The following is a 26,384-nucleotide window of genomic DNA, read 5'->3' as shown; positions in this document are numbered from 1 at the left end:
GTATATGAATTTTCTCGCTTGTGATTTAGGAGGCACTAAGGTGCTATTGGGAATATTCGAAAAAACAAAAAATGATAATTCGCCTAAGTTATTATCCAAGAAGAAATATATATCTTCTGATTGGGATTCTTTTGACTTAATACTAGAAGATTTTCTCAAAAATGAATGCAAAAATATTCCTCATCCTTCTTCTGCATGTTTTGCCGTAGCTGGTCCTTTATCTAACAATCAAGCAAAAATCATAAACTTGTCATGGTATATTTCTGGAAATGCTTTACAGAAGAAATTTAATTTTAAAAGTTGCGAACTAATAAATGATTTCGCAGTACAAATGTATGGAATACCTTATTTAAAAAATAATCAATATTCTACTATCCAAAATGGATCCCATTCTGAAGGAGCTAATAATGATTTACACGCTATTGTTGGAGCGGGAACTGGTTTGGGCATTGCAAGAGGCATAATATCGGAGGGAAATATAAAAGTTTTGGCTAGTGAAGGTGGTCATGTAGAGTACTCGCCAAAATCAAAATTAGAATGGGAATTAAAAATTTGGCTTAAGAATTACCTAAAAGTTGAGAGGATATCTTGTGAGAGAATTATTAGCGGCACTGGTTTATCAAGAATCGCCGAATGGAGACTAAGCAAGCCTGATGCCCAAAACCATCCTCTAAAAAAATATCTAAAAGAAATTAAAAATTATGATCTTGCGAGGAAAGAACTACCTGAAAAAATTTGCAATCTTTCTAAAGAAGGGGATCAGCTAATGGTCGAAGTTGAGAAGATTTGGTTAGGTGCTTATGCCTCTTTACTTGGAGATGTTGCTCTTCAAGAATTGTGCTTTGGAGGGTTATGGATTTCTGGAGGGACCGCATCAAAACATTTCAAAAACTTTAAATCAGATTTATTTATGAAACAATTTTTCGATAAGGGAAGATTAAAAGATATTCTTAAAACAATACCTATGAGAGTGATTTTAGATGAAGAGTTTGGACTTTTTAGTGCCGCCTGCAGAGCAGAAATGCTTTTAAAAACTACTTAACAAAAAATGTTTATTCCTGAAGTAGGTAAAAAAATAAGAGTAACAGTACCTTCTACAACTGCAAATTTGGGGCCAGGTTTCGACTGCCTAGGTGCAGCACTAGATTTATATAATGAATTTATTTTTACGAGAATTGAAGGTGGTGGAGATAGATTTGATTTAATTATGGAGAGTACCGATGGTAATCATTTAAGAGGGGGACCGGAGAACCTGGTTTTTAGAGCCGCTCAGAAAGTATGGGGAAGTGCGAATATGGACCCTTTTGCCCTTGAAGCAAGAGTCAAGCTAGCTGTACCACCAGCACGCGGACTTGGGAGTAGTGCTACAGCAATAGTCGCTGGACTGATCGGAGCAAATGCCATAATGAATTCCCCACTGTCGAAAGAAAAACTTCTAGAACTTGCTATTGATATCGAAGGTCATCCTGATAATGTAGTTCCATCTCTGTTGGGGGGCCTTTGTTTAACCGCCCGCTCTTCTTCACAAAGATGGAGAATAATAAGATGTGATTGGCACGATTCTATAAAAGTTGTTGTAGCAATACCTGCTATTCGTTTAAGTACAAGTGAAGCAAGGAAAGTAATGCCAAAGAATGTTCCCTTATCTGATGCTGTGACTAATATGGGGGCACTTACTTTATTGCTAAATGGATTAAAAGCAGGAAATGAAGAATTAATAAAAGAGGGGATGTTTGATAAGTTACATGAACCATACCGGTGGAAACTTATTAAAGGTGGGCTGGAAGTCAAAGAGGCCGCATTAGAAGCAGGTGCTTTAGGATGTGCAATTAGTGGGGCTGGTCCAAGTATCTTGGCTTTGTGTAAAAAGGAAAATGGTAAAAATGTAAGTAAAGCAATGGTAAAAGCATGGGAGAAGTCAGGCGTAGCAAGTAGAGCGCCATTTTTAAATGTTCAAACAACAGGGAGTCAATTTAGCGCCATTTCAGGTAAGTAGTTTTACTTAGGCATTTTTAATGTTATAGTCTCAAGCTAGTGCAACTTCAACTAGAATAGTAAAATTATTCATTACAAAATGAATTTAGAATCTTTCCCTTGGCTATCAACTATAGTTTTACTTCCTTTAATTGGGGCATTAATAATGCCTTTTTTGAGTACAAAGGAAGGGGAAGATAATACGCTACCTCGAAATATCTCATTAAGTTTTTTGTTCATAGATTTTTTACTGATTATTGGTGTACTTTTCCAGAAATTTGATCCCGCAATTAGCTCCTTGCAACTTATAGAAAGAGTTACTTGGTTACCCTCAATTGGTTTAGAGTGGTCTCTTGGAGTAGATGGGTTATCTGCTCCTTTAGTCGCTTTAAGTGGATTAATTACATTTTTATCAGTTGCCGCAAGTTGGAAAATAAAGAAAAAATCTAATTTATATTTTGCTCTTTTATTAGTTCAAGCCTCAGCTCAAGCACTGGTTTTCCTCTCTCAAGATTTCTTATTATTCTTCTTAGCCTGGGAACTTGAGTTGGTTCCGGTATATCTTCTTATCGCAATTTGGGGAGGGAAAAAGAAATTATATGCAGCTACTAAATTTATTCTTTACACAGCATTAGCTTCTTTATTAATACTCATAAGTGGGTTGGCAATTGCCTTGAGTGGCGATACCTTTACTTTAAATATTACCGACTTAACAAATAAACACGTAACAGGAAGCCTAGCATTGTTATCCTATCTTGGATTTTTGATTGGCTTTGGAGTAAAACTTCCGATCTTTCCTCTACATACTTGGTTACCTGATGCGCATGGTGAGGCTAATGCACCAGTATCAATGTTGCTTGCTGGAATACTCTTAAAAATGGGAGGCTACGCTCTTTTAAGATTCAACGTTCAAATATTACCTGAAGTACATCTTCAAATTGCACCTGCGTTAATTATTCTTGGAATTATCAATATAATATATGGAGCATTAAATGCATTTGCACAAGATAATGTCAAAAGGAGAATTGCATGTAGCTCAGTGAGTCATATGGGTTTCGTTCTTTTAGGGATTGGAGCTGTCGATGCTTTAGGGATAAGCGGTGCAATGCTCCAAATGATCAGTCACGGACTTATCGCTGCAGCTATGTTTTTTGTTACGGGCTCATTCTATGAAAGAACAAATACTCTTTCTATTCCAAATATGGGCGGTTTAGCAAAGGTCTTACCAATAACTTTTGCTTTTTTCTTGGCAAGCTCTTTAGCTTCTCTAGCACTACCTGGAATGAGCGGTTTTATTAGTGAAATAACTGTATTTTTAGGTATCACTAGTCAAGAAGGTTTCAGCTCTATCTTTAGATCAATTACGATTCTTATTGCAGCTATTGGTTTAGTTCTAACACCAATATATTTACTCTCAATGTGTAGAAGAGTATTCTTTGGTCCTAGAATTCCCGCACTAGCTACAGTTAAAGAAATGAATGGTAGAGAGTTGACTATTGGTTTTAGTTTATTGTTGCCTACTTTGGCAATAGGTTTTTGGCCCAAAATCGCCATAAATTTATACGAATCTTCAACAAATGCTCTCAGTCAGCATCTCACTTTAGCTAAGTTAATAGGATTAATTCCAACATTAGTTAATTAACTCATTTTAATCAATGCAAAGTTCGATTTTTAAATATGGAGAATTGCCAGAATTTAAAAAATTTACACCCGAAAACATAAATAAACAGTTTCCATTAGTACTTGAAAAGATAGAAGAAGATTTTAAAAATATAGAGAAAAATTTATCTCATTATTTAATTCAAAATGATTTAAGTTGGGATAAGGTAATAAATCCTTTAAATGAAGTCAATGAAATTCTTAGATGGAGTTGGGGTGTAATAAGCCATCTAAATGCAGTAAAAAATTCTGAAAGTCTTAGAGATATTTATTCAAAGTTTCTTCCCGAGATTATTAGCTTGAGTAACAAATTCGGACAAAGTAAAATAATTTATAATTCTTTAGTCAAGCTTAAAGAGACAAATAACTTTGATCAAATCAAAAAAAGGATTTTAGATAAAGAAATTCTCGAGATGCAACACAGAGGCATTTCATTAAATAAAAATGATCAAGAAGAATTTAACAACATTTCAGAAAAGCTTGGAAAGTTATCGACAGATTTTAGTAACAATGTTCTTGATGCCACTAATAAATGGTTTTTAATATTAAATAAAAAATCTGAAGTAGATGGTCTTCCTGAACGAGTACTCGAGTTGATGGCAATGACTGCTCACAATCATTTAAAACAAAATGGCGAAGTTGATATCAAGAATGGTCCTTGGAAATTAAGTCTAGATATTCCAACTTATACGTCATTCATGACATATGCTACAGACCGTAACCTTAGAGAAAGACTTTATAAGGCATTTGTTAGCAGAGCTTCTCAAGGAGAAAAAAGTAATTCTCAAATTATTGAAGAAATCTTAACTCTTAGAACTAAACAGGCCAATCTTCTAGGTTATGAAAGTTGGGCAGAACTAAGTTTGTCAACTAAAATGGCGAAAGAAATCAAAAATGTTGAAAACCTTTTAGAGGATTTAAGAGAACCAGCATTCAAAACCGCAAAAATTGAATTAGAAACGCTAGATAAGTTTTCTAAAACTAATGGATTGTCAGAATCACAGAATATTGAGCCATGGGATATCAGTTATTGGTCTGAACTTCTTAGGAAAGAAAAGCTTAATTTAGATCAAGAATCTTTGAGGCCTTGGTTCCCACTAAATGATGTTTTGAATGGTTTATTCAAATTAAGTGAAAAGCTCTTTGAAATTAAAGTAGTCGAAGCAACCAATGAAGCTCCTAGATGGAATGATGACGTTTTATTTTTTAATATCCTTAATAAAGAAAATAACAAAATAGCATCTTTTTACCTCGATCCATATTCACGGCCGGAGTCTAAGAGAGGGGGAGCTTGGATGGATGAATGCTTGAATAAAAATAGTGTTGGCAAAAAGACTCTACCGGTAGCTTATCTTGTTTGTAATCAAACTCCACCCTCAAAAGACAAACCTAGTTTGATGAGTTTTGAAGAAGTTCAGACACTATTTCATGAATTTGGTCATGGTCTTCAACACATGCTTACCACTGTAAATCTTCCTCAAGCAGCTGGTATTAATAATGTGGAATGGGATGCAGTCGAACTTCCAAGTCAATTTATGGAAAACTGGTGTTTTCATAAAAATACACTCTTGAGTATTGCTAAGCATTATAAAACAGGTGAAAAATTATCTGATGAAAACTTTGAAAAGCTACTAAAGAACAGAACTTTTAATTGTGGTATGGCTACTCTTAGACAGCTACATTTTGCGATTACAGACCTTAGATTACACAGTAGACTTGATAAAAACGAAGGTAAAACAGCAGATGAAATTAGAAGAGAAATTGCAAAAAAAACAACTGTAATTACTCCAATTCAAGAAGATAAATTTCTTTGTTGTTTTAGTCACATATTTGCAGGAGGATACTCTGCAGGATATTACTCTTATAAATGGGCTGAGGTTCTAAGTGCTGATGCTTTTTCTATGTTCGAAGAAGCGAATCTAGAAAACTCTAAAGATTTGAAATTAATAGGAAAGAAATTTAAAGATACAGTTCTTAGCTTGGGTGGTAGCTTACCTCCATTAGAGATATTCAAACTATTCAGGGGAAGGGAACCAAAAACAGATGCTTTAATAAGACACTTAGGTCTATCTGGATCTACATAATAATTTCATCGATTATTTTCTCTACCGCCGATTTATTTCTTATCAGATTTCTATGCTTATATACTTTTAATGATATTTTTTTCCCTAAATTTAAATTAGTCCACCAGCTAGGGAAAACCATTAGATCCCAGTGAGTAAAGAAAGTTATGCATTCTATATCATCAAGGAAAAAATCGTTCTTTGCCAGTTCCCTTAAAAAATTACTATTTATTTTCATTTCTGATATTCCTCTAAAAGGATATTTAGGTACTAATTGTGCTGTTAATGTTCCTTTATGAGGCGAACCTACAGTAATAAATCTTCTTGTTCTTTTATAACCATTAAATTTTTGAATCCAATGCCTACCAATTATCCCTCCCATTGAAAATCCTAAAATATCTAGTTCTTTTTCTAAGCCATATTTCTCTAAAATTAATTCGTTTAATATATTTGTCAAATCAATAAGTGAAGTCATACCATATGAATGCTTAAGAGTTGGGGCAAAATATTCAATCCCAATATCATCAAGTTTTGAGGTAACAGAAGAAAAAATACTTGAAGTATTCCAAAGCCCATGAATTAATAAAATAGGATTTCTTTTTTCCAATACTTTTAATTATTTTCGAGAACTCTTACTATTGACACCCTCCCATCAAAACCTTTAATTGGAGGATTACATTTTGTCAAAATAATTTTAATTTTAGATAGCTTAAATTCTTGATTAATAATTTCTAAAATTGCATTTGAATATTTTTCGATTGTAAAACAATATATTGTCTTTGATTGATCTTTTAAAATTTGAACTAATTTTGAATAGTCAACTGTTTTTTTTAAATCATCATTTACGGTACACTTTTCGAAATCAGTCCATAAAAATATATCCAAACTAAATAATTGCCCTAATTTTCTTTCTTCATCAAGGACACCTACCCTAGCCCAAAGTTTGATATTCTCAATTTTTAAAAAAGTCTCCATTTTTAAAAGTTTAAAGATCTTTATGTGTATATGTAGCCTTACCGGATGAAAAATCATCAACTATATTCCCATCGCCTTTGAGGAAATATTTATAAGTTACCAAACCTTCAAGACCAACTGGGCCTCTTGGTGGAAGAGTTTGAGTAGATATCCCAACTTCAGCCCCGAAACCATATCTAAACCCATCTGCAAATCTTGTAGAGCAATTATGAAAAACTCCAGCACTATCAACTATATTCATGAATTTATCAGCCTTGCTTAAATTTTCAGTAATTATTCCATCTGTATGTTTTGAACTATATTTTTGAATATGAGTGATAGCCTCATCAAGATCTTCCACAATTTTAATTGACAAAATTAAATCTAAATATTCAGTTTGCCAATCTTCTAAACTAGCCGCATGCTGTATTCCTAATTCAACAGATCTTTCATCTCCGATTAATTTAACGTCATTTGAATTAAACAAAGGTATAGCCTGTTTTAGAAAAGCTGGTGCAATCTCTTTATGCAATAGTAAAGTTTCAATAGCATTACATGCTGCAGGATATTGAATTTTACTGTCAATAGAGACTGATAAAGCCATCTCCAAATCAACCTCATTATCTATATACAAATGACAAATTCCATCAGCATGTCCTAGTACAGGAATTCTTGTATTCTCTTGAATAAATTTAACTAATTCGTTACTTCCTCTTGGAATTATTAAATTAATATGTTTCTCAAGATTGAGCATCGCCATACTATCTTTTCTACTAGTTAGAAGACATATTGCATTTTTATCAAGACCTGATTCGTATAAACCCTGTTTTAGTGCTTCCACTATTGCAGTATTTGTTAAATTTGCTTCACTACCACCCTTGAGCATTACTCCATTTCCTGATCTTATAGCTAAAGAACTAATCTGCATAACAGCATCTGGCCTGGATTCAAAGATAACCCCTAAAACTCCTATAGGAACAGTTTTTCTCTCTAGGATCAATCCATTAGAAAGCTCTCTTTTAATTTGGACTTGATCAACAGGGTCAGGCAAGTCTCCAACTTTTCTTACACCTTCAATACCTAAATTTAATTTTTCTTTTGACAATTTTAATCTAGAGAGTAAAGCTTTTGAAATACCTTTCTTTTCTGCGCTGGTATAGTCCTCATTATTAGCCTCTAAAATTTCACCAGTATTTTTTTCTAAATAATCTGCCATAAAATTTAAGGCTTTAATTCTCATTTGATTTTTAGCCTGACTAATTTTTGTGGATGCAAAACGAACTTGATCAGCTTTTTCTAAAAGTTCATTCCCTGGTTGAGAAACTTCAAAAATATCGACCATAATAACTTTTTAATTAATTTAATAATAATTCAAATTAAGGATTCTTTAAATAACTCTCTTTGATAATTAATATCTAAAAAATAATTGAAATTGACTTTTCCAATCTCCATTAGAATCATAAGAGCCTAATAATTCCAGGTTTGGATTGGCCTGAAAAGTTAAAATTCCTATAGGGTGAAGATCATCCCTCCCTGGAACAGCTTGAAAGGAAAAATTTATTGAATCAGTAATGTCAAGTCCTAATTCGGCAACCCAAGCCTGAGAATAAAATTCCTCATTAGAAGATGATTGCCCATTATTTTCAATATCTATATTTTCATTAGAAACAATATTGTTATAGGAATCATTATTTTCTATTAAGGCAGGATATAAAGATAATTGAAATTTCTCACTAAAAGCATCCGCATTATTAAGTTGAGAAATAAATGCCCTATTTATTAAATTCGCAGAATTACCTCCAATCAAACCGATTATTTGTGACCTGTTATAACTTGGAGTGCTCCTCAATTGGATTCTTTTATTTTCGTCTTCAAAAGATAATTGATCTAAAAAGCCTTCATAAGAAGCTTCAATTTTTATAAGCCTTGTATTGCCAATTCCAAATGTTCCAAAACCACTTTCATTTGCATCAGCATCTATATCGCCTGATATATTTGAATTATTATTATTTTCACTTATAGGAATTATAGAATCTGGAACTTTACTAACTAGAGAGAAATTAATAAATGGAACTACCCCACTTCTTGAGGCGAACAAAATATAATTATCCTTATTTTTATCAAGTTTAAAAGGTGTAGTATAAAGATTCGCTCTGCCTTTTTTAAGATAAATAAGACCCCTAGCATTTAAATCTTTTCCTACTGAACCATTTATATTAAGGTCTAATTTAGTATCTAAATAAGCTTGAATTATATCGGAATATTGAAGTTTATACTCTGGTCCAAGCTTCAATTTAAGATTATTAAAACGCAAATTATCCAAATAATTTGGCAATGTCTCTCCTAGTAGAACTGAATTCAAAATTGATTCATTTGAAATTATTTCAATATTCTTGTTCTTGTCCCAAAATAGTTCAGGCCAATTCTTTTTAAATTCTTTTCTATTAGAATTATTATCTATTTTGTTATTTTGACTAGTGCTATTAAAGTTAATAAATCCATTATTAAGAGATAGATTACCTCCCAGAACAGGATTTTCAAATGATCCACTTAAATCTATATTTGAATCTATTAAGAAATTAAAATTTTCATTCTTTACATTTATTTTTTTCGTTATCAAATTAATAGATGACATATCGTAGTCACTCTTACTATAAAAAGGCAAAGAACCACTTATTGAAATATTTCCATTATTTCCGGATTTTGCTTTTAGATTTTTGATATCTAAATAATCAAAATCAAAAATTATCAAGCTATTAATATCTTTTATTGTATTCTCGTAAATATCAACTTCAGAATCTTTAATTACTAAAAATCCATTTAATATTGGTTTATTTCTAGTACCTTTTATTATCATTCTGAGATTTACATTGCCTTCCTTAAAGTTAAAATATTCATCAGAAAAAATATCTATTAAATCAATAAATTTTCCATTTCCAATCAATCTCATATCCAATTTCTCCGATTTATTAATAGGTATTGAGCCTTCAAAATTAATTGGGATTTCAGAATTATTTAATAGCAAGGAAAAATCAATATCAAAAACAGAATTACTAAATTCAATTAGTCCTTTATTAAAATCTAATTTATTACTTTTGACTGATGTATTGTTGGATGAAATCTCACTAGTGAAATAATTTTTATCTAAATCATAAAATAAATTCATATCCAACCCACCCTGAAAATCTTTTGGTTTATTCAAAAAAATATTTGCAACACTTAATGGTAGGTTTTTAATTTTTAGAGAACCTTCACCTTTTAATAATCCCCCATCCATATCAATGGAAAATTCCTCTTTGTATTTATTGAAATCATCTTTGGAGACATCTAGATAGCCATTTAACTTTGCATTTATTTTGTAATTTGGTGGTCTATCACCTTTAATGGTTACTCTCCCGTTATATCTGCTGTTAAATTTACTGAAATATTTCTGTAAATTGAATTTATCCTCTCGAGCACTATTTTTTTCAAGAAAGTTATTAATAAAATCGATCCTCTCTTTGAAGGAAGAATTATCTTTATTTATTTCCAAATCATCCAAGATATTAGATTTTGTTGTTGGAATAACTTTTTTACTATCAAAATTTAAAATATCAACAGCAGTCAGAATTGACCAACTTGTTCCTATATTTTTAAAGTCTAAATTAATTAAATTATTATTTTCTGAATTATATTCAACCTCAATCGTCCCTCCATCAATTGGATACAAAATTGAATTTACAAAAAAAGAATCATTTTTGAACCTAAAATCAAATAATGAATTAGCTAGCTTTATATTTCTATATTTACCTGAATTCCAAGCCAGTTTTCCATCAATAAAGGTCTGATCCGCAGATAATGATCCCGCACCATTTATGATTCCCTTAATTCTATCAAATTGATTATCACCTGTAGATAATTCAAGTTCATCAATGGGAAAATTATCAGCGCTCCAAGAGTAGCCATTTTCCTTTTTAACTAACTTTATACTCCCTTTATTAGAATTAAAAACCCTACTAAAAGCTACATTATCTAATTTAAGCTCAGAATTAAATACAATTGAGAGAAATGAAGGGATTGGAGAATATCTATTTTTCATGTTTAACAGAAATTTATTATTGTTGTTTTTAATATCTCCTTCCCATGTTTCCCTTATACGAATTCCTTTGTAATGCGGATAATCAACATTAAATTTTATAGAAAGATTGGGATCATTAATCTTTCCTTTTAATTCTCCTTTAGCAGTAATAAAGCCTCTTACATTATTTTTTCTAAAAATATTTAAATTTGATAGTTGAGTTCTATTTATATTAAAACTTGAGTCTATATTTCCAAAGTTAACTCCTCTTTTATCAAACCAATATGGCAAATAGCCAAACAATTTAATATCTGGATTAAGACTATTAATGTAACCAATACTTCCCTTAAGTTCAATATTATTAGAAGTTTTGTTTAATGGAACATTTATATCAAAATTTGATATTAAAGTTCCATAATTTAAGTTATTTGAATTTACTATTAACTTTTTATCTTTACAATAAAAACTAGTTGATTCTGAATTTATATTCTCTGATAAAGTTTCAGGTTTTATTTTTAAACTAGTAAAAGAGAATCTACCTTGACAAAATGTTTGTTCTGAGGATTTATAAAATTTAAAATTAGATTTAAAATTACCTTTTTTAAGACTAATTTTCCTGTTGGCAATATTATATTCAGTATCTCCAAGGTCTAATCCTTTTGAAAATAACTCCAAACTTAAAAAGTCTTTATTTAACTTCGTATTAAATTTAAATTTCAAGGAACCTTTCCTATCAAAATTAGATTTTAAATTTGCAATAATCTCTCTACTACTGGACTTATAAAAAATATTTCCTTTAACTTTTGTTTTGAATCCTAATTTTTTTAGCTTCAAAACTGAATATTTATTTAAATTAAAATTTAAGTCGAATTTAAGCTTTGATTTATTTGAAATCAAACCTTTTTTATAAGATTTATCCCATTTAAAAAAATCTCTATCTACATCAATTTGAGCTTTCTCAGGCCTTATTTTTAATATCCATTTTTGTTGTAAAAAAGATCTAATAGGCATAATCCCAACATATAAATTTTTTGCTTTAATTTCTGAATTTATATTTTTTTTATCAATAATTCTTGAATTACCTAGAGAAATTCCTAAAAATCTCAATCCGTAATAATCACCTAATTCAACTTTCTTATTTAGAAACTTCTCAACACTTTCTTCAAGTTGTGATTTCCTAGAACTATAAATTTCCCTTAAAAAATTATTCAATAAAATGGTGCCTAGAAATCCTAAGGACAAAACCATCCCTAGGAAAATAATTTTTGTATTTAAATTTAGAGATCTAATTTTTTTCAAGTTAGAGCCCAAAAATAGTGTAGGCTTACAAAATATAAGAAATTAATTAGGTCAAGGCCAGTAAATGTCTCTTTTTGAACTATTTGAGAACACTCCGAAAATATTTGGAATAATGGGAATATTACTTTCAATAGTCACTGCAATTGCTTTTATATTTAATTTTGGTTTTAAATTTAGAATAATAGGAGCAACTATCTTCTCATTATTACTTTCTTTAAGTAGTTGGGCATTTATACAAAGTTATAGTGAAAAAGTAATAATAGAAGGTGCAAAATATCTTCCAATTGTTTATGACAATGGATTCGATTTGATTATTGCTAAAGCTGAGGAAAACTTTCCTGAAGAGTCTATTGAACCAACTTTAAAACAATTATCAGAAAACCTAAGAAAAGGTAGCAGATCTGGTGCGAACGTGAAAATAAAGATAAGAAAACTTGAAAAAATTTCAGATGGGATAAGTAAACCAGTCGTAGTAGGAGAAATTAAGAAAAGTGTCAGAATGAATTAGTCTTTTAAAAAATGAAAAAAAAAAGCTTTTTAGATTTTTTACCAGCTAACTATAGACATGAGAAATCTTTTTTTATTAAAAATAACCTAATTGACTTCGAGAGAATAAGTAATCTTTCGGAATTAGATATAAATGAGATTCAAAGTAAATCTCCGTTATGTACCTTAAATAATTTAAAAAAAATAAGAGCTATTGCCATTTTTAAAAAAGAAATAGCAATTTCCCCACCAGAAGCTTACTTACTTTTACATTGCGGTATTGGATCTATTAAATCATTATCAATATCTACACCTTACGAACTAGAACGCAAAATAGGAAGATTAGAAAGAAGTCTTAAAGTTAAAACTGAGACTAAAATAACCTTTGCCCTTTTAAAAAAATGGATTGAAAGAGCAAATCAAATCTAAAAATCCATTTGAACCCTTGGTTAAAAAATTTTTTTAATGTAGAATTTAAAAAAGTTCCTAAATAATGAAATATTTTTTATTTTTTATATTCTTATTTTTCAGCTCACCATCCCAGGTTTTCGGTCAATCAAATTTGCTAGAAAATGTAAAAAAGAATCCAGATGCAGCTTTAAATATATGTAATAAGTTTAGAGAATTTAATTCAAAAGGTATTTCCGCTAATTCAGATAAAGCCATAGAGTACGTATCAAAAAAAAATAAGTTAACTCCTGTTAATGCTGAGATTTTTTCTATTTACGTTATTGGACTGCACTGTCCAGATATTATCTAAAATTAGATGTTCAATTCAAGATGGTTTGACAAGTCTCTAGTTCTTAGAGATGGAGTCAAACTTACATCAAGGATTTGGTTGCCTAATGGAGATGGGCCATGGCCTGCATTATTAATGAGACAACCCTACGGTAAAGAAATAGCCTCAACGATTACCTATTCTCATCCAATGTGGTGGGCTTCAAAAGGGTATATGGTAATTATTCAAGATGTCAGAGGTACAGGATCTTCTGAAGGAGTTTTCAATGGGTTCACACAAGAAGCAAGTGACACTTCAGAAACACACGAATGGGTAAGATCTCTTCAAGAATGCAATGGAATGCTTGGTTTATATGGATTTTCATATCAAGGATTTACTCAACTAACCGGCGTATTAAATTCAAATCCTCCCAATTGTTTATCTCCAGCAATGACAGGGTTAAATATTAAAAATCATTGGTGCTCAGATGGTGGGGCATATTGGTGGCACAACAATATCGCATGGGGTATGCAAATTGCAGCACTAAAAATGAAAAGAGAAAAAAATTTACTCGCATGGGAAAAGATAAGATTAGCTTTAGAAGATAAAAGTTATCTAAGAGAAGGAATTAATATTTTAAAAAGATATGACCCTAATAATTTTGTTTTGGAATGGCTTAATAATTTAAATAATGAATACTCTTTTGAAGAATTCAAACCAATCTCATCGTGGATTCAAAAACCCATGTTAATTATTGGAGGGCTTTGGGATCCACATTTAAAAGGTGCATTAGATCTTTACAAAAAATCTAAAGAAGCTGGAGGCAGTCCAGAGATAATAATTGGGGATGCTAGCCACCTAAATTGGTGGGAAGGATCACAAGAATCTTTATTAAAATTTTTTGATAAACATTTAAAATCAGATGAAAAATTTAATTCTAAGAATTCAAAAGGCGAAAAAAAAATATGGAATATTTCATTAAATGATTGGGAAGCATTAGATAATAAATTTTATCCTGAATATATTTTTGGGCTAAAAAGCGATGGAACTGCAAATGTAGATGTTGAAGATGGAAGTCTTACCATAAATTCAAAAGGAACAGGTTGGTTTACGATAGTTAATGACCCATGGAGACCTACTCCGTCTGACGGTGGTCATTTAGGTCCAAATCCAGGAAAGTTTAATCGAAATATTATTGATAAGCGCTTGGATGTAGGTGTTTTTCAAACGAATTATTTTGAAGAAGATCAATTTTTTAGAGGAGTCCCCACATTAGAAATTCTTGTAAAAAGTGATCAGCCAAATTTTGATATCTGCCTTGCTTTATCTCTAGTTGAAGAAGGTGATGAAAAGGTAAATCAATTTTCAACTGGATTCTTAAGAGTTAAAGACTCTAAAGTTAATGAGGAATGCATTTATAGGATCGAGATGCAGCCAACAAATATTTGTTTAATTAAAGGTACCAAGCTTCGTTTATCTATATCTGGAGCAGCATATCCCGCTATTGGAGTTAACCCTGGATTTGGGGTGAAAAATGTTGGAGCGCCTTCAGCAAACCATAGAATTATTACTCTAAGTTTTAACCTGAATGAAACATTTATGAAAATGACCCCTTTTTTTTAATAAATAATTATTTTTTTGGTTAATCATTTGATATTATAAATCCTTAATATCTACCAGTCATGATCGAGACAATTCAAGCAGACTGGATTAAATCAGAAGCTATCAACCTAGAAAATTGTTGCAATGATAATCCATTAAAAATATTAGGTCCTCATTTTTATGAAGAGCAATGGGTAATAAGGGTATGGATGCCTGAGGCCGACGAAGTAAAAATTAATTTTAAAAATAATACCTACGATGCTGAAAACATAAACCATAAATGGCTTTTTGAGGTAATCCTGCCCGAGAATCCATATTCTAATTATGAAATAAATGTTTCACGAGGAGGGATCACACATACACAATATGACCCATGGTCATATAGAGAAGAATGGATGGGGGAAGTTGATAGGCATCTTTTTGCAGAAGGTAACCATCATCATATTTGGAAAAAAATGGGAGCACATCTCATTGAAGAAAATAATCAAAAAGGTGTCATGTTTTGCATTTGGGCTCCCAATGCAAAATCAATATCGATAATTGGAGATATAAATTCTTGGGATGGAAGATATCATCCAATGCAAAAAAGATTAGGGGGGATTTGGGAACTGTTCATGCCAACCATGCAAGAAGGGGATACATATAAATATGAAATAAGAACGCAACAAGGACATATTTATGAGAAAGCTGATCCATATGGTTTTCTTCATGAAATCAGGCCTCAAAATGGTTCAATAGTTTCAAAGTTAAAAAACTTCAATTGGAGTGATAGTTCTTGGATTTCAAATAGAGATTCTTCTAGTCAAATTAACAAGCCAATTTCTGTCTATGAAATGCATTTAGGAAGTTGGCTCCATGAATCAACAGATAATAAATATCTTGAAGACAATGGCAAACCAAGAGACCCAGTACCTGCAGCCGATTTAAAACCTGGAACAAGATTATTAACTTATCCAGAATTAACCGAAAAGCTAATCCCTTACGTAAAAAAGAGAGGATTCACTCATATCGAACTAATGCCAATATCTGAACATCCTTTCGATGGTTCATGGGGATACCAGGTTACTGGCTGGTATGCACCAACAAGTAGATTTGGCACCCCAAATGAATTTAGAGAGTTTGTCAATAAATGTCATGAAGAGGGCATAGGCGTAATTCTTGATTGGGTACCTGGTCATTTCCCAAAAGATAAGCATGGTTTAGCATTTTTTGATGGTTGTCATCTTTATGAGCATGGAGATTCACGCATAGGGGAACACAAAGAATGGGGGACCCTAATATTTAATTACAGCAGAAATGAGGTAAGAAATTTCTTAGTAGCCAACCTCGTTTATTGGTTTGAAGAGTTTCATATTGATGGCATAAGAGTAGATGCCGTAGCTTCAATGCTTTACAGAGATTATCTGCGACCAGATGGCGAATGGATACCAAATGAAAATGGGGGCAATGAAAATACAGAAGCCGTTAAATTTCTTCAACAGGCTAATCATGTACTCTTTCAACATTTCCCAGGTGCACTTTCTATCGCTGAAGAATCAACAACCTGGCCAATGGTAACCAAACCAACTGACATGGGAGGGTTAGGGTTTAATTTAAAATGGAATATGGGATGGATGCACGATATGCTCGATTATTTTGAGATAGATCCTTGGTTTAGGCAATTCCATCAAAATAGTGTAACTTTCTCAATAACATATAACTACACAGAGAACTTTATGCTTGCTCTTAGTCATGATGAGGTTGTCCATGGGAAAAGTCATCTTTTGCATAAAATGCCGGGCGATGACTGGAAGAAATATGCAAACACTAGAGCTTTACTAACTTATATGTGGACACACCCTGGTAAAAAAACGATATTTATGGGAATGGAATTTGGACAAAGGCAAGAATGGAATGTTTGGGATGATCTGCAATGGGAGTTACTAGAATTTGAGCCTCATAAAGGTATCAGAAACTTGGTTGATGACCTAAACGTACTTTATAAAAATGAAGCCGCGTTATGGAAAAATGACTTTGATCCTTATGGATTCCAATGGATTGATTGTAATGATAAATCTAATTCGGTTATAAGTTTTATGAGGAGAGAAAACTACACCAATGAGTGGCTTGTCGTTGTTGCTAACTTTACACCTAATACTCATGGGTCATACAAAGTAGGGGTTCCGGTGGAAGGTTTCTATAAAGAAATATTTAATTCGGATAGCTCTAGATACGGAGGCAGTAACAAAGGAAATATGGGGGGTAAAGAAACCATAAATTACAATATTCATGATTATCAAAATGCTCTAGAACTTGCTTTACCCCCATTAAGCGTGAGTATCTTCAAACATCAATCAAAAAAATAAGAAGGCTCATTTAACTTAGTGCTTCATATAAATGTTCATATAACACTTTTGCTCTGCTTTGCATTGTAAGATTTTTAAGTTGGAATTTTAATTTTTTAAAAACATATTGAATTGAAAATGGTTCAAGATTTACCACTACTACTTTCTGCCGCATTAGGTAAAAAAGTAAATAGGCCTCCAGTATGGATGATGAGGCAAGCAGGAAGATATATGAAAATCTATAGAGATTTAAGGGAGCGTTATCCGAGCTTTAGAGAGAGGTCTGAAAATCCAGAACTATCATATGAGATTTCAATGCAGCCTTTTCATGCTTTCAAACCAGATGGTGTGATCCTTTTTTCAGATATTCTCACACCTCTTCCGGGGATGGGTATAAATTTTGAAATAATAGAAAGTAAAGGTCCAATAATTGAGGACCCAATAAGAACTCTTAACCAGATAGAAAATTTAAAAGAGTTAAATCCAAGTGAGAGTTTAAGTTTTGTGGGAAAGGTTCTTTCTTCACTAAAAAAAGATGTGAATAATGAGGCAACAGTTTTAGGTTTTGTTGGAGCACCTTGGACTCTTGCTGCATATGTAGTTGAAGGTAAAAGCAGTAAAAATTATTCTTTAATAAAATCAATGGCTTTTAAAGAACCAGATTTACTTCATAAACTTCTTAATCATTTTGCTAGATCTATTGGTGAATATCTTAAATATCAAATAAAATCTGGAGCCCAAGTAGTACAAATTTTTGATTCATGGGCAGGTCAACTAAGCCCACAAGATTATGATATCTTTGCTGGGCCGTATCAAAAAAAAGTTATTGACATTGTAAAAGCCGAACACCCTGAAACACCAGTCATTCTTTACATTTCAGGGAGTGCCGGTGTCATAGAAAGGATGGCAAAAACTGGAGTAGATATAATCTCATTAGACTGGACAGTAGATATAGAAGAGGCTTGTAAAAGAATCCCTAATGGGATAGGAATTCAAGGTAATGTTGACCCTGGCATTTTATTCGGAAACAAAGAATCAATAAAAGAAAGGATAGATAATACTTTCAATAAAATTAAAGACAGGAAATATATTCTCAATTTGGGTCATGGGATTTTACCTGGAACTCCAGAAGAAAATGCGCAAACATTTTTTGAACATGGAAAAAAACTCACTTACTAGTCAAAGTCTTGTCATATAAAAACTTATTAATCACAGGTGCGAATGGATGTGTTGGCCAATATTTAGTTGATTGGTTTTTAAAAAACACAAAATTCAGGCTTTATCTAATGGTAAGAGACAAAAGCAAGTTGCCAATTTCTGTTCAAGAAAATAAAAAAGTCAAGTTAATGGTGTGTGACATCAGGGAATCAAGTCGGTATAAAAAGGAAATTAGTCAAATAAATTACCTAATACATACGGCTACAGCTTGGGGAGATCCAAGAAGAGCCTATGAAGTGAATATTAAAGCTTTTGAAGAATTACTTGAAATGCTTGATATTGAAAAATTAGAAAAGATTATTTATTTTTCAACCGCAAGCATTCTTGATACCCAAACAGAATTAATGAGGGAATCATTGATTTATGGAACAGAGTACATTCAAACAAAATATGAATGTTTCCAGAGACTTAGAGAAAGCTCGTTTGCAGAAAAAACTTTCGCTGTTTTTCCGACCTTAGTTTTTGGAGGAAATCTTGGGAAAGAAAGTAAATATCCAGTTAGTTATTTAACTAGTGGATTGAAAGAAATTGTGAAATGGCTTTGGTTAGCAAGATTTTTAAAACTAGATTCCAAATTTCACTTTATACACGCAAATGATATCGCTCAAATTTGTGGGTTTCTTATTAAAAATCATAAAGAAGAACAATACAAAGGCTTTAGAAAATTTGTCTTAGGTCAGAAATATATTTCAATTGATCAGGCCATAATTACGCTTTTAAAAAGAAATAATAGGAGGAGATATTTTGCGATACCCCTTACAAAAAAAATTCTAAAAATATTATTAAGAATTCTCCCCATCCAAACCACCCCTTGGGATAGCTTTAGCATCAAGAAATATGACTTTAATCATGTCCCCATCACTAATCCTGAGACTTTCAAACTAAAAAGTTATGCCAAGTCCCTGAATGATATTTTAAGGTTATCAAAGTTACCAACCTGTAATAACAATTAAAATTCTCACAGTTAGGCTCCCAAAGCCTTGTAATATATATAAATAAGTAAATTTTAATTATGTTACGTTCTATCTTTGCAGGGTTATTCGCAATAGTTTTAACTCTAGGTCTAGGTATTTCATCAGTTTCAGCTAAGACTGTTGAAGTAAAACTTGGAACAGATGCTGGAATGCTTGCGTTTGAACCGAGTACAGTAACCATTAGTACTGGTGACACAGTTAAATTCGTCAATAATAAATTAGCCCCACATAATGCTGTTTTTGATGGACATGAGGAGTTAAGTCATGCTGACCTAGCTTTTGCCCCAGGAGAGTCTTGGGAAGAAACATTTGAAAATGCAGGAACTTATGATTACTATTGCGAGCCACACAGAGGAGCAGGAATGGTAGGTAAAGTTATTGTTGAATAATATTTTTAAAACTTAATCTACTTAATACTTACTACCGTCATATTCATATCTTGTTTGATTGATGAAAATATTTCCAAGCGAATTTTCAAATTCAGCTTGGAGCTGTTTTATTTTAGCCAAAGAAATTTCTTATAAAAATTATCAACAAAACGTAGACTCTGACAATTTATTATTAGCTCTTATAAAACAAGACAACTTTACAAAAAAAATCTTAAAGGAAACTAATGTAAATATTCAAAAGATTGAGAACGAAATAATTTCTTCATTAAATTCGAAGGCAAAAATGAAGAATAAACAAGATAATTTATATATTGGTGATAGTCTTCACAAAATATTTTTAAAAGCTAATGATATAAAAAATACTTTAAATGATGTAGTGATATCAACAGAACACTTAATTTACGGTTTCACTTATGATGATAAATATAGATTTCAAATTTTAAATCAAAAAGGTATTCCAGAATTTCTTGAAACTATAAAGAAAATGAAGTCAGATCCAGCATTAAAAAACGAATTTAATACTTCTAATGAGTCTTTGGAAAAATATGGTATTGATCTAACTCAATCTGCACGAGATGGAATTTTAGACCCAGTCATTGGTAGGGATGAAGAAATTAGAAGAACCATTCAAATATTGAGTAGGAGAACAAAAAATAATCCAGTTCTTATTGGAGAACCTGGGGTTGGTAAAACAGCCATAGTTGAAGGGTTGGCTCAAAGAATTATTAATGGTGATGTACCTTCTGCTCTACAAGATAGGCAATTAATTTCAATAGATATGGGTTCACTCATAGCTGGGGCAAAATATCGTGGAGAATTTGAAGAAAGAATAAAAAATGTCCTAAAGAAAGTTAAGGAATCAGACGGTAAGATGATTCTTTTTATTGATGAAATTCATACTGTTGTTGGTGCTGGTGCTAGCGGAGGTTCATTAGATGCAAGCAACTTATTAAAACCAATGCTTGCGAGAGGAGAACTTAGGTGTATTGGTGCTACAACTATTAATGAACATAAACAAAATATAGAAAAAGATCCTGCTTTAGAAAGAAGATTTCAAAAAATAAAAGTTGATGCTCCTTCAATAGATGATACTGTATCAATTTTAAGAGGATTGAGAGAAAGATACGAAGTTCACCATAGTGTGAGGATTTCTGATAATGCTTTAGTTGCTGCAGCAACTCTTAGCGAAAGATATATTAACGATAGATTTCTTCCTGACAAAGCAATAGATCTAATCGATGAAGCAGCCTCAAGATTAAATATGGTCATAACTTCCAAACCTGAAGAAATTGATGAAATTGATCGAAAAGTTCTACAGTTTGAGATGGAAAAATTATCTTTAAAAAGAGAAACAGATGATTTTTCTATAGAAAGATTAAAAAAAATCAATAATGAACTTATATCCCTTAAAGATAAACAGACAGAATTAGGCACTCAATGGAAAAAAGAAAAAGATGAAATTGATGAGATCAGCACCATAAAAGAAGAAATTGAATCAGTTCAATTGCAGATAGAACAAGCCAAAAGGAGTTTTGACCTCAATAAAGCAGCAGAATTAGAATTTGGAACTTTAAATTCTTTGCAAAAAAAATTGAAAGAAAAAAGTGAGGCCCTAGTAAATTCCCAAAAAAATGGAGATCCAAGTCTTTTAAGACAAGAGGTAACTTTAGATGATATTGCAGAAGTTGTCTCAAAGTGGACCTCTATTCCAGTACAAAACTTAAACCAGCCAGAAAAAGATAAACTTTTGAGCCTCGAGTCAATCCTTAAAGAAAAAATCATTGGACAAGGTAGTGCAATTAGGGCTGTTGCAGATTCCATAAAGAGATCAAGGACTGGTCTAAATGATCCAAGCAAGCCATTAGCCAGTTTTCTCTTTTTAGGACCAACTGGTGTTGGGAAAACAGAACTTAGTAAAGTAACCGCCAAAATTATATTTGATTCAAATTCTTCAATTACAAGACTGGATATGTCTGAATATATGGAAAAGCATTCAGTGAGCAAAATTATAGGTGCGCCTCCTGGATATTTAGGTTTCGAATCAGGCGGTCAATTAACTGAAGCTGTACGCAAAAATCCTTATTCATTGATACTTCTTGATGAAATAGAGAAAGCTCACAAAGATATTTTAGATATTCTCTTACAAGTTCTTGATGATGGAATCATTACTGATGGTCAAGGTCGTACAATCAATTTCAAAAATTCAATAATTGTTCTAACAAGTAATTTAGGAAGTCAATCAATTAATGATTTATCAGTTAGAAAAGAAGATGCAAATGAAATTAAAAAAGTTGTAAATAATGAAATTAAAAAATTTTTCAAGCCTGAGTTTTTAAATCGACTTGATGAAATAGTTATTTTTAATAATTTAGAATTAAATGACATAAAAGAAATTGCGAAAATTCAGCTTCAAGAATTAGAAAAAAGACTTAACAAAAAAAAATTAAACTTCAAAATTACTGATGAGGCAATTAACCAACTTGTTGAAAATAGTTTCGATCATGCCTATGGTGCAAGGCCTTTAAAAAGAATTATTCAAAAACAAATTGAGACAAAAATTTCAAATAATATATTGAATAATCATTACCTTAATAAAGACGAGATTAATATTTATCTGGTTAATGGAGAGATAATTGTTGATTAAATTCAAAATTAAAGAAACCTATATGACTTGAAATTTAACAACTTTAATCTAAGATTTGAACCAATCAGGAATTTCCTGATAACTTGCTTTATTCGATTTATTTTCTTTTGATTCTGTTTTCCAACAACATGTTCTGCCCTTATCCTTATCCTTTAAATATTCATTAGCCCATCTCCAAATTAATTCAGAGGTGAACTCCATGCCCACATTATCCATAATTCTCAGGTCTAAAGCATCTAAGTCATGTAATTTTTTCCAGTAATTAAGCAAAGGGTCATCTTTATTTATTAAAAAAGTATGGTCAAATTGATCCTTTAGTCTATTTTCGAGGGGCTTTAGACTTGAAAAATCGACAACAAAACCATTTAGGTCTAATTTTTTTGCAGTGAACCAAAAGGTAAATGATCTTGAATATCCATGCACAAATCTGCAGTGGCCTTCATGGCGCCATTGCCTATGTGCGCAGGGGAAATCCTCGTAACTTTTGGTGCATGAAAATTTCTGAGAATGAATATACATCAATTAACTGTTAGGATAAATTTTAATAAAACACATTGAGTAGGATTTAACATAAAGAACATAATGACTTATTCAACTAATTTTTCGATAGAGGATCTACGCTTTGATAATTATGGATTAATCCCTGCAATAGCACAAGATTGGCTTGACGGATCAATTCTTATGCTTGCTTGGATGAACAAAGAATCTTTAACGATGACACTTGAAACCAAAAACGTTCATTATTGGAGTAGATCAAGATCTGAAATTTGGAGAAAAGGAGCTACCAGTGGAAGTACTCAAATACTTAAGGAGATAAGATTCGACTGCGATAATGATGCACTAATCCTCTTGATTGAACAAAATGGTTCAGGAGCATGTCACACTGGGGAAAAAAGTTGTTTTTTCAACGAAATCCAAATTAATCAAAGTGATAAAAAAGAGAAAAAAACAACTCCCTTCTCAAATATTTGCTCTGAATTATTTAATACAATTAACGAAAGATCCATCAATCCATCTGAAAAAAGTTACACAAATCATTTATTAACAAAAGGTAGTAACACTATTTTAAAAAAAATAGGAGAGGAATCTGCAGAATTTATAATGGCTTGCAAAGATAATGATAAAAATTCAATCTCAAATGAAGCTGCCGATTTAATTTACCATCTGCAAGTAGCTCTTATGCATAAAGGCATTGAGTGGAGAGATGTACTTGCTGTTCTAGAATCAAGACGAAAAAATTAAAAAATTAAAATTTATAGTTTATAACTTTTAACCTGAAAATTAAAAAAAATAGTTTTAATTAGTTAATTAACAATTATTAATTAATTATTAATTAATTATTACATGTATGGCTTATTAATGAATTGACTATAAGTTAAATATATCAACGATGAGGTAAATCGTGAGTTCATTAAGCGATTTTCTTGGTGAAATAGGTCGTCATGAACTTTTGACTCCCGAAAGAGAACTCACAATGGGCAGAAAAGTCCAGGAAATGGTTGTACTTGTTAATAGATGTCAAGAGGCAGGAGGGAAAGGTCCGGCTTGTGAATATTCCCAAGATGAAAGAAAAAAGATCAAAATTGGCGAGAAAGCTAAAAACGAGATGATAACAGCGAATCTAAGACTAGTTGTAAACCTTGCCAAGAGATACCAAGGGAAAGGATTAGAATTACTGGACTTAATTCAAGAGGGGACATTAGGTCTTACCAGGGCCGTAGAAAAATATGATCCTTCTAGAGGACATAGATTTTCTACTTATGCTTATTGGTGGATTAGGCAAGGTTTAAATAGAGCATTGTCAACTCAAAGTAGAACGATAAGGATCCCTGTTAACATTAATGAAAAACTTACAAAACTAAGATCAGCAAAATCAAGGCTTATGCAACTTAAGGGTATTCCACCCACTAGTGATGAGCTTGCAGAAGAATTGAAAATAACCAAAGAGGAGATTGACGAACTCCTTTCTTGTGAATTGAGAAGTATCACTGTTAGTCTCCAAGGTACTGTTAAATCAAAATCAGACCCTTCCGAGTTAGTTGATATTCTTCCAAGTGATCAGACTCCCCCAATGGAATTAGCCGAATTAGCCGAAAGGACAGCCTCGGCTTGGAAGTTATTAGATAAAGCAAATTTAACTGAGAAGGAAAGAAAAATAGTAAGTCTAAGATTTGGTTTAGACGGCTCAAATGAATGGAGAACTTTAGCTGAAGTTGCAAGACATATGAGTTGTAGCCGGGAATATTGCCGACAAGTTGTTCAACGTGCTTTAAGAAAACTTAGAAAAGCAGGAATACAGAACGGATTAGTTGATAGTATTAGCTAAAAATTCCATTAACAATATTTAGATTTCATTTATAAGGATGAAAGAGAATTACAAAACCCAAGAAAAAATCTATGATGCTGAAGTTTTAGAGAGTTCAACATTAGATGAAAATATCATTATTAAGATTCTTATTAAAGCAGGAAGAACAATTGCCAAGCCTGCCTTAGAAGTTTTGGAGATGGCTTTAGATCCTTATACTCCAGCACAAGTAAGAGTTTCATTAATGGCTGCTCTAGCATATTTGATTATGCCATTTGATCTTTTCCCTGACTTTATGCCATTAGTTGGTTTTAGTGATGATTTTGTAGCCCTCACAGCAGTACTAAGTATATGGAGCAAATACATGACTCCCTCAATAAGAGCAAGAGCAGAAAATAAGCTTAACAAGTTATTCCCTTTTTATTGAATGAGTAAATTATCTATACAGGAAGAAAAAGAACTCGTCGCCTTCATTAAAGATTGGTTAAAGTCGCATGGATTTACCCAAAAAGACTTAGCAAATGAATTAAATATTAAATCGAGCAGAACCTCGGAGATTATTCTCAAAATTAAAGAATTATATAAAAAAGGGGGCATATTCAATATTGCAAAAAATCTTATAAAGATTGAGCAAAAATGGTTAAACGATATCAAGAACGATTATCGAGAAACAAAACAAACACCACCTTATAATCAACTAGATATCGACTCATTAGTAAACCAGATAAATCAAGATATTAGTAAATAAATAATATTTTAGATATTATTTAAGATATTATATTTTTAATAAAAAATGATACAAACTCTTAAAACTAACCGTTAAATAAATATCGTTTTAACTCCTCAATATGATAAATAATTGCATTATTAAAGCAAAAATATTATGAATAGTTAATACAATTAGTTATTTTAATTAATAGTTAATAATTACTAATTTTTTTTTATAAATCATATTTAGAATGCCTGAATCCAGGGATATATATCATAATTAATCCATATACCTTTTTCCCAATATATATCTTCCTCAATAAGATATTTCAACTCCTTTACATCTTTAGCATTAAAAATTCCAAACAAATATTTGGTACATTTTGTTGGCCCTAATGTAATTAGAATATCACGATCTTTTAAGTTTTTAAGCCTATTAAGATGTTGTTCACGAAATGGTTCCCTTTTAAAAGTTGCATCTTCACAGTACCTTCCAAAAACTACAAACTTTTCCATTTTTAAATATAAATAATAGAATAAATATATACTAAATAATTGCATATATTACATGCAAATTGCTATGTTATTTAATACAACTTTCTTTTAATTAATTATGCTAACTGGTAGCGATCTCCTTGCAAAAGTAAAAGAACTAGGTGATGTTAGCAAATCTGACCTAGTTCGCGCCTGTGGATATGTTTCCACTAAGAAAAACGGAAGTGAACGCTTAAACTTTACTGCATTTTATGAAGCACTTTTAGAAGCAAAAGGGGTTAATCTTGGTGATTCTAGAGTTGCGGGCATTGGGAAGGGTGGAAGAAAACTTAGTTATATAGCTACAGTTCAAGGCAATGGTAATCTTCTGATTGGAAAAGCATATACAGCACTTCTTGATTTAAAAGCAGGTGATGAATTCGAAATTAAGCTCGGAAGAAAGCAAATCAGATTATTACCTACAGAAGAATCTTAAAGACAACAAAAATAAATTGGATATCATTTTTAATTAATTT

At 31.7% G+C, this 26,384-nt stretch carries 24 protein-coding genes; 18 read left to right on the top strand and 6 right to left on the bottom strand.

Annotation, left to right across the window (positions count from 1 at the left end; translation table 11 throughout):
• The first annotated feature begins 4 nt into the window (after positions 1–4).
• From JJ847_08985 to JJ847_08970, 4 genes are all read left to right on the top strand, one after another.
• Positions 5–1,042 (top strand): glucokinase, encoded by a 1,038-nt coding sequence (locus tag JJ847_08985; GenBank protein ID MBO6961020.1) that lies wholly within the window; start codon positions 5–7, stop codon positions 1,040–1,042.
• A 6-nt stretch (positions 1,043–1,048) separates the two neighbouring features.
• Positions 1,049–1,996 carry a homoserine kinase gene (locus tag JJ847_08980; GenBank protein ID MBO6961019.1) on the top strand — a complete coding sequence of 316 codons (948 nt, stop codon included), beginning with the start codon at positions 1,049–1,051 and terminating at the stop codon, positions 1,994–1,996.
• 78 nt (positions 1,997–2,074) lie between these two features.
• Complete coding sequence (locus JJ847_08975) at positions 2,075–3,616, top strand: NAD(P)H-quinone oxidoreductase subunit 4 (GenBank protein MBO6961018.1); 1,542 nt, start codon at positions 2,075–2,077, stop codon at positions 3,614–3,616.
• A gap of 13 nt (positions 3,617–3,629) precedes the next feature.
• The gene (locus JJ847_08970; GenBank protein ID MBO6961017.1) at positions 3,630–5,717 is read left to right on the top strand and encodes a M3 family metallopeptidase; all 2,088 of its coding nucleotides are present in this window, start codon (positions 3,630–3,632) and stop codon (positions 5,715–5,717) included.
• On the opposite strand, the gene JJ847_08965 is transcribed toward JJ847_08970, so the two are convergent.
• The 4 genes from JJ847_08965 to JJ847_08950 all read right to left on the bottom strand — a co-directional run bounded on the left by JJ847_08965 (position 5,710) and on the right by JJ847_08950 (position 11,955).
• Entirely contained in the window at positions 5,710–6,303 is a 594-nt protein-coding gene (locus JJ847_08965; GenBank protein ID MBO6961016.1) for a lipase, read from the bottom strand. The genes JJ847_08970 and JJ847_08965 overlap by 8 nt on opposite strands.
• A 5-nt stretch (positions 6,304–6,308) precedes the next feature.
• The gene (gene folB / locus JJ847_08960; protein MBO6961015.1) at positions 6,309–6,671 is read right to left on the bottom strand and encodes a dihydroneopterin aldolase; all 363 of its coding nucleotides are present in this window, start codon (positions 6,669–6,671) and stop codon (positions 6,309–6,311) included.
• A gap of 10 nt (positions 6,672–6,681) precedes the next feature.
• On the bottom strand, positions 6,682–7,992 hold the full coding sequence (locus JJ847_08955; GenBank protein ID MBO6961014.1) for a glutamate-5-semialdehyde dehydrogenase: 1,311 nt from the start codon (positions 7,990–7,992) through the stop codon (positions 6,682–6,684).
• Between the two features lie 66 nt (positions 7,993–8,058).
• A complete protein-coding gene (locus JJ847_08950) occupies positions 8,059–11,955 on the bottom strand; it encodes a translocation/assembly module TamB domain-containing protein (GenBank protein ID MBO6961013.1) in 3,897 nt (1,298 codons plus the stop codon).
• Positions 11,956–12,070: 115 nt separating this feature from the next.
• On the opposite strand from JJ847_08950, the gene JJ847_08945 reads away from it, so the two are divergent.
• The 9 genes from JJ847_08945 to JJ847_08905 all read left to right on the top strand — a co-directional run bounded on the left by JJ847_08945 (position 12,071) and on the right by JJ847_08905 (position 22,361).
• Entirely contained in the window at positions 12,071–12,514 is a 444-nt protein-coding gene (locus tag JJ847_08945) for a hypothetical protein (GenBank protein ID MBO6961012.1), read from the top strand.
• An 11-nt stretch (positions 12,515–12,525) separates the two neighbouring features.
• Positions 12,526–12,921 carry a DUF4332 domain-containing protein gene (locus JJ847_08940; protein ID MBO6961011.1) on the top strand — a complete coding sequence of 132 codons (396 nt, stop codon included), beginning with the start codon at positions 12,526–12,528 and terminating at the stop codon, positions 12,919–12,921.
• Positions 12,922–12,985: 64 nt separating this feature from the next.
• Positions 12,986–13,252 (top strand): hypothetical protein, encoded by a 267-nt coding sequence (locus JJ847_08935; protein MBO6961010.1) that lies wholly within the window; start codon positions 12,986–12,988, stop codon positions 13,250–13,252.
• Between the two features lie 6 nt (positions 13,253–13,258).
• A complete protein-coding gene (locus JJ847_08930; protein MBO6961009.1) occupies positions 13,259–14,833 on the top strand; it encodes a CocE/NonD family hydrolase in 1,575 nt (524 codons plus the stop codon).
• Positions 14,834–14,892: 59 nt separating this feature from the next.
• Entirely contained in the window at positions 14,893–17,157 is a 2,265-nt protein-coding gene (gene glgB, locus JJ847_08925) for a 1,4-alpha-glucan branching protein GlgB (GenBank protein MBO6961008.1), read from the top strand.
• A 117-nt stretch (positions 17,158–17,274) separates the two neighbouring features.
• On the top strand, positions 17,275–18,315 hold the full coding sequence (locus JJ847_08920; protein MBO6961007.1) for a uroporphyrinogen decarboxylase: 1,041 nt from the start codon (positions 17,275–17,277) through the stop codon (positions 18,313–18,315).
• 8 nt (positions 18,316–18,323) lie between these two features.
• Positions 18,324–19,307 carry an NAD(P)-dependent oxidoreductase gene (locus JJ847_08915; protein ID MBO6961006.1) on the top strand — a complete coding sequence of 328 codons (984 nt, stop codon included), beginning with the start codon at positions 18,324–18,326 and terminating at the stop codon, positions 19,305–19,307.
• A 59-nt stretch (positions 19,308–19,366) separates the two neighbouring features.
• Entirely contained in the window at positions 19,367–19,717 is a 351-nt protein-coding gene (locus JJ847_08910; protein ID MBO6961005.1) for a plastocyanin, read from the top strand.
• Between the two features lie 61 nt (positions 19,718–19,778).
• On the top strand, positions 19,779–22,361 hold the full coding sequence (locus JJ847_08905; GenBank protein ID MBO6961004.1) for an AAA family ATPase: 2,583 nt from the start codon (positions 19,779–19,781) through the stop codon (positions 22,359–22,361).
• Positions 22,362–22,409: 48 nt separating this feature from the next.
• Here JJ847_08905 and JJ847_08900 read toward each other — a convergent pair whose 3' ends face one another.
• Complete coding sequence (locus tag JJ847_08900) at positions 22,410–22,880, bottom strand: 6-carboxytetrahydropterin synthase (GenBank protein ID MBO6961003.1); 471 nt, start codon at positions 22,878–22,880, stop codon at positions 22,410–22,412.
• A gap of 63 nt (positions 22,881–22,943) precedes the next feature.
• On the opposite strand from JJ847_08900, the gene JJ847_08895 reads away from it, so the two are divergent.
• From JJ847_08895 to JJ847_08880, 4 genes are all read left to right on the top strand, one after another.
• Complete coding sequence (locus tag JJ847_08895) at positions 22,944–23,603, top strand: bifunctional phosphoribosyl-AMP cyclohydrolase/phosphoribosyl-ATP diphosphatase HisIE (protein ID MBO6961002.1); 660 nt, start codon at positions 22,944–22,946, stop codon at positions 23,601–23,603.
• 160 nt (positions 23,604–23,763) lie between these two features.
• Positions 23,764–24,687: a sigma-70 family RNA polymerase sigma factor gene (locus tag JJ847_08890; protein MBO6961001.1), complete on the top strand. Its 924-nt coding sequence runs from the start codon at positions 23,764–23,766 to the stop codon at positions 24,685–24,687.
• A gap of 37 nt (positions 24,688–24,724) precedes the next feature.
• Positions 24,725–25,093, top strand: a complete 369-nt coding sequence (locus tag JJ847_08885) for a DUF1232 domain-containing protein (protein ID MBO6961000.1) — start codon at positions 24,725–24,727, stop codon at positions 25,091–25,093.
• On the top strand, positions 25,094–25,414 hold the full coding sequence (locus tag JJ847_08880) for a hypothetical protein (protein ID MBO6960999.1): 321 nt from the start codon (positions 25,094–25,096) through the stop codon (positions 25,412–25,414). It begins immediately after the preceding gene.
• A 206-nt stretch (positions 25,415–25,620) separates the two neighbouring features.
• On the opposite strand, the gene JJ847_08875 is transcribed toward JJ847_08880, so the two are convergent.
• Positions 25,621–25,890 carry a YciI family protein gene (locus tag JJ847_08875; GenBank protein MBO6960998.1) on the bottom strand — a complete coding sequence of 90 codons (270 nt, stop codon included), beginning with the start codon at positions 25,888–25,890 and terminating at the stop codon, positions 25,621–25,623.
• Between the two features lie 97 nt (positions 25,891–25,987).
• On the opposite strand from JJ847_08875, the gene JJ847_08870 reads away from it, so the two are divergent.
• Positions 25,988–26,344: an AbrB family transcriptional regulator gene (locus JJ847_08870; protein ID MBO6960997.1), complete on the top strand. Its 357-nt coding sequence runs from the start codon at positions 25,988–25,990 to the stop codon at positions 26,342–26,344.
• The last annotated feature ends 40 nt before the right edge of the window (positions 26,345–26,384 follow it).

Origin of the sequence: Prochlorococcus marinus CUG1438 (genome assembly GCA_017644325.1) — a bacterium.
Classification (GTDB): domain Bacteria; phylum Cyanobacteriota; class Cyanobacteriia; order PCC-6307; family Cyanobiaceae; genus Prochlorococcus_A; species Prochlorococcus_A marinus_AA.
This window is presented reverse-complemented; position numbering and strand designations above follow the sequence as displayed.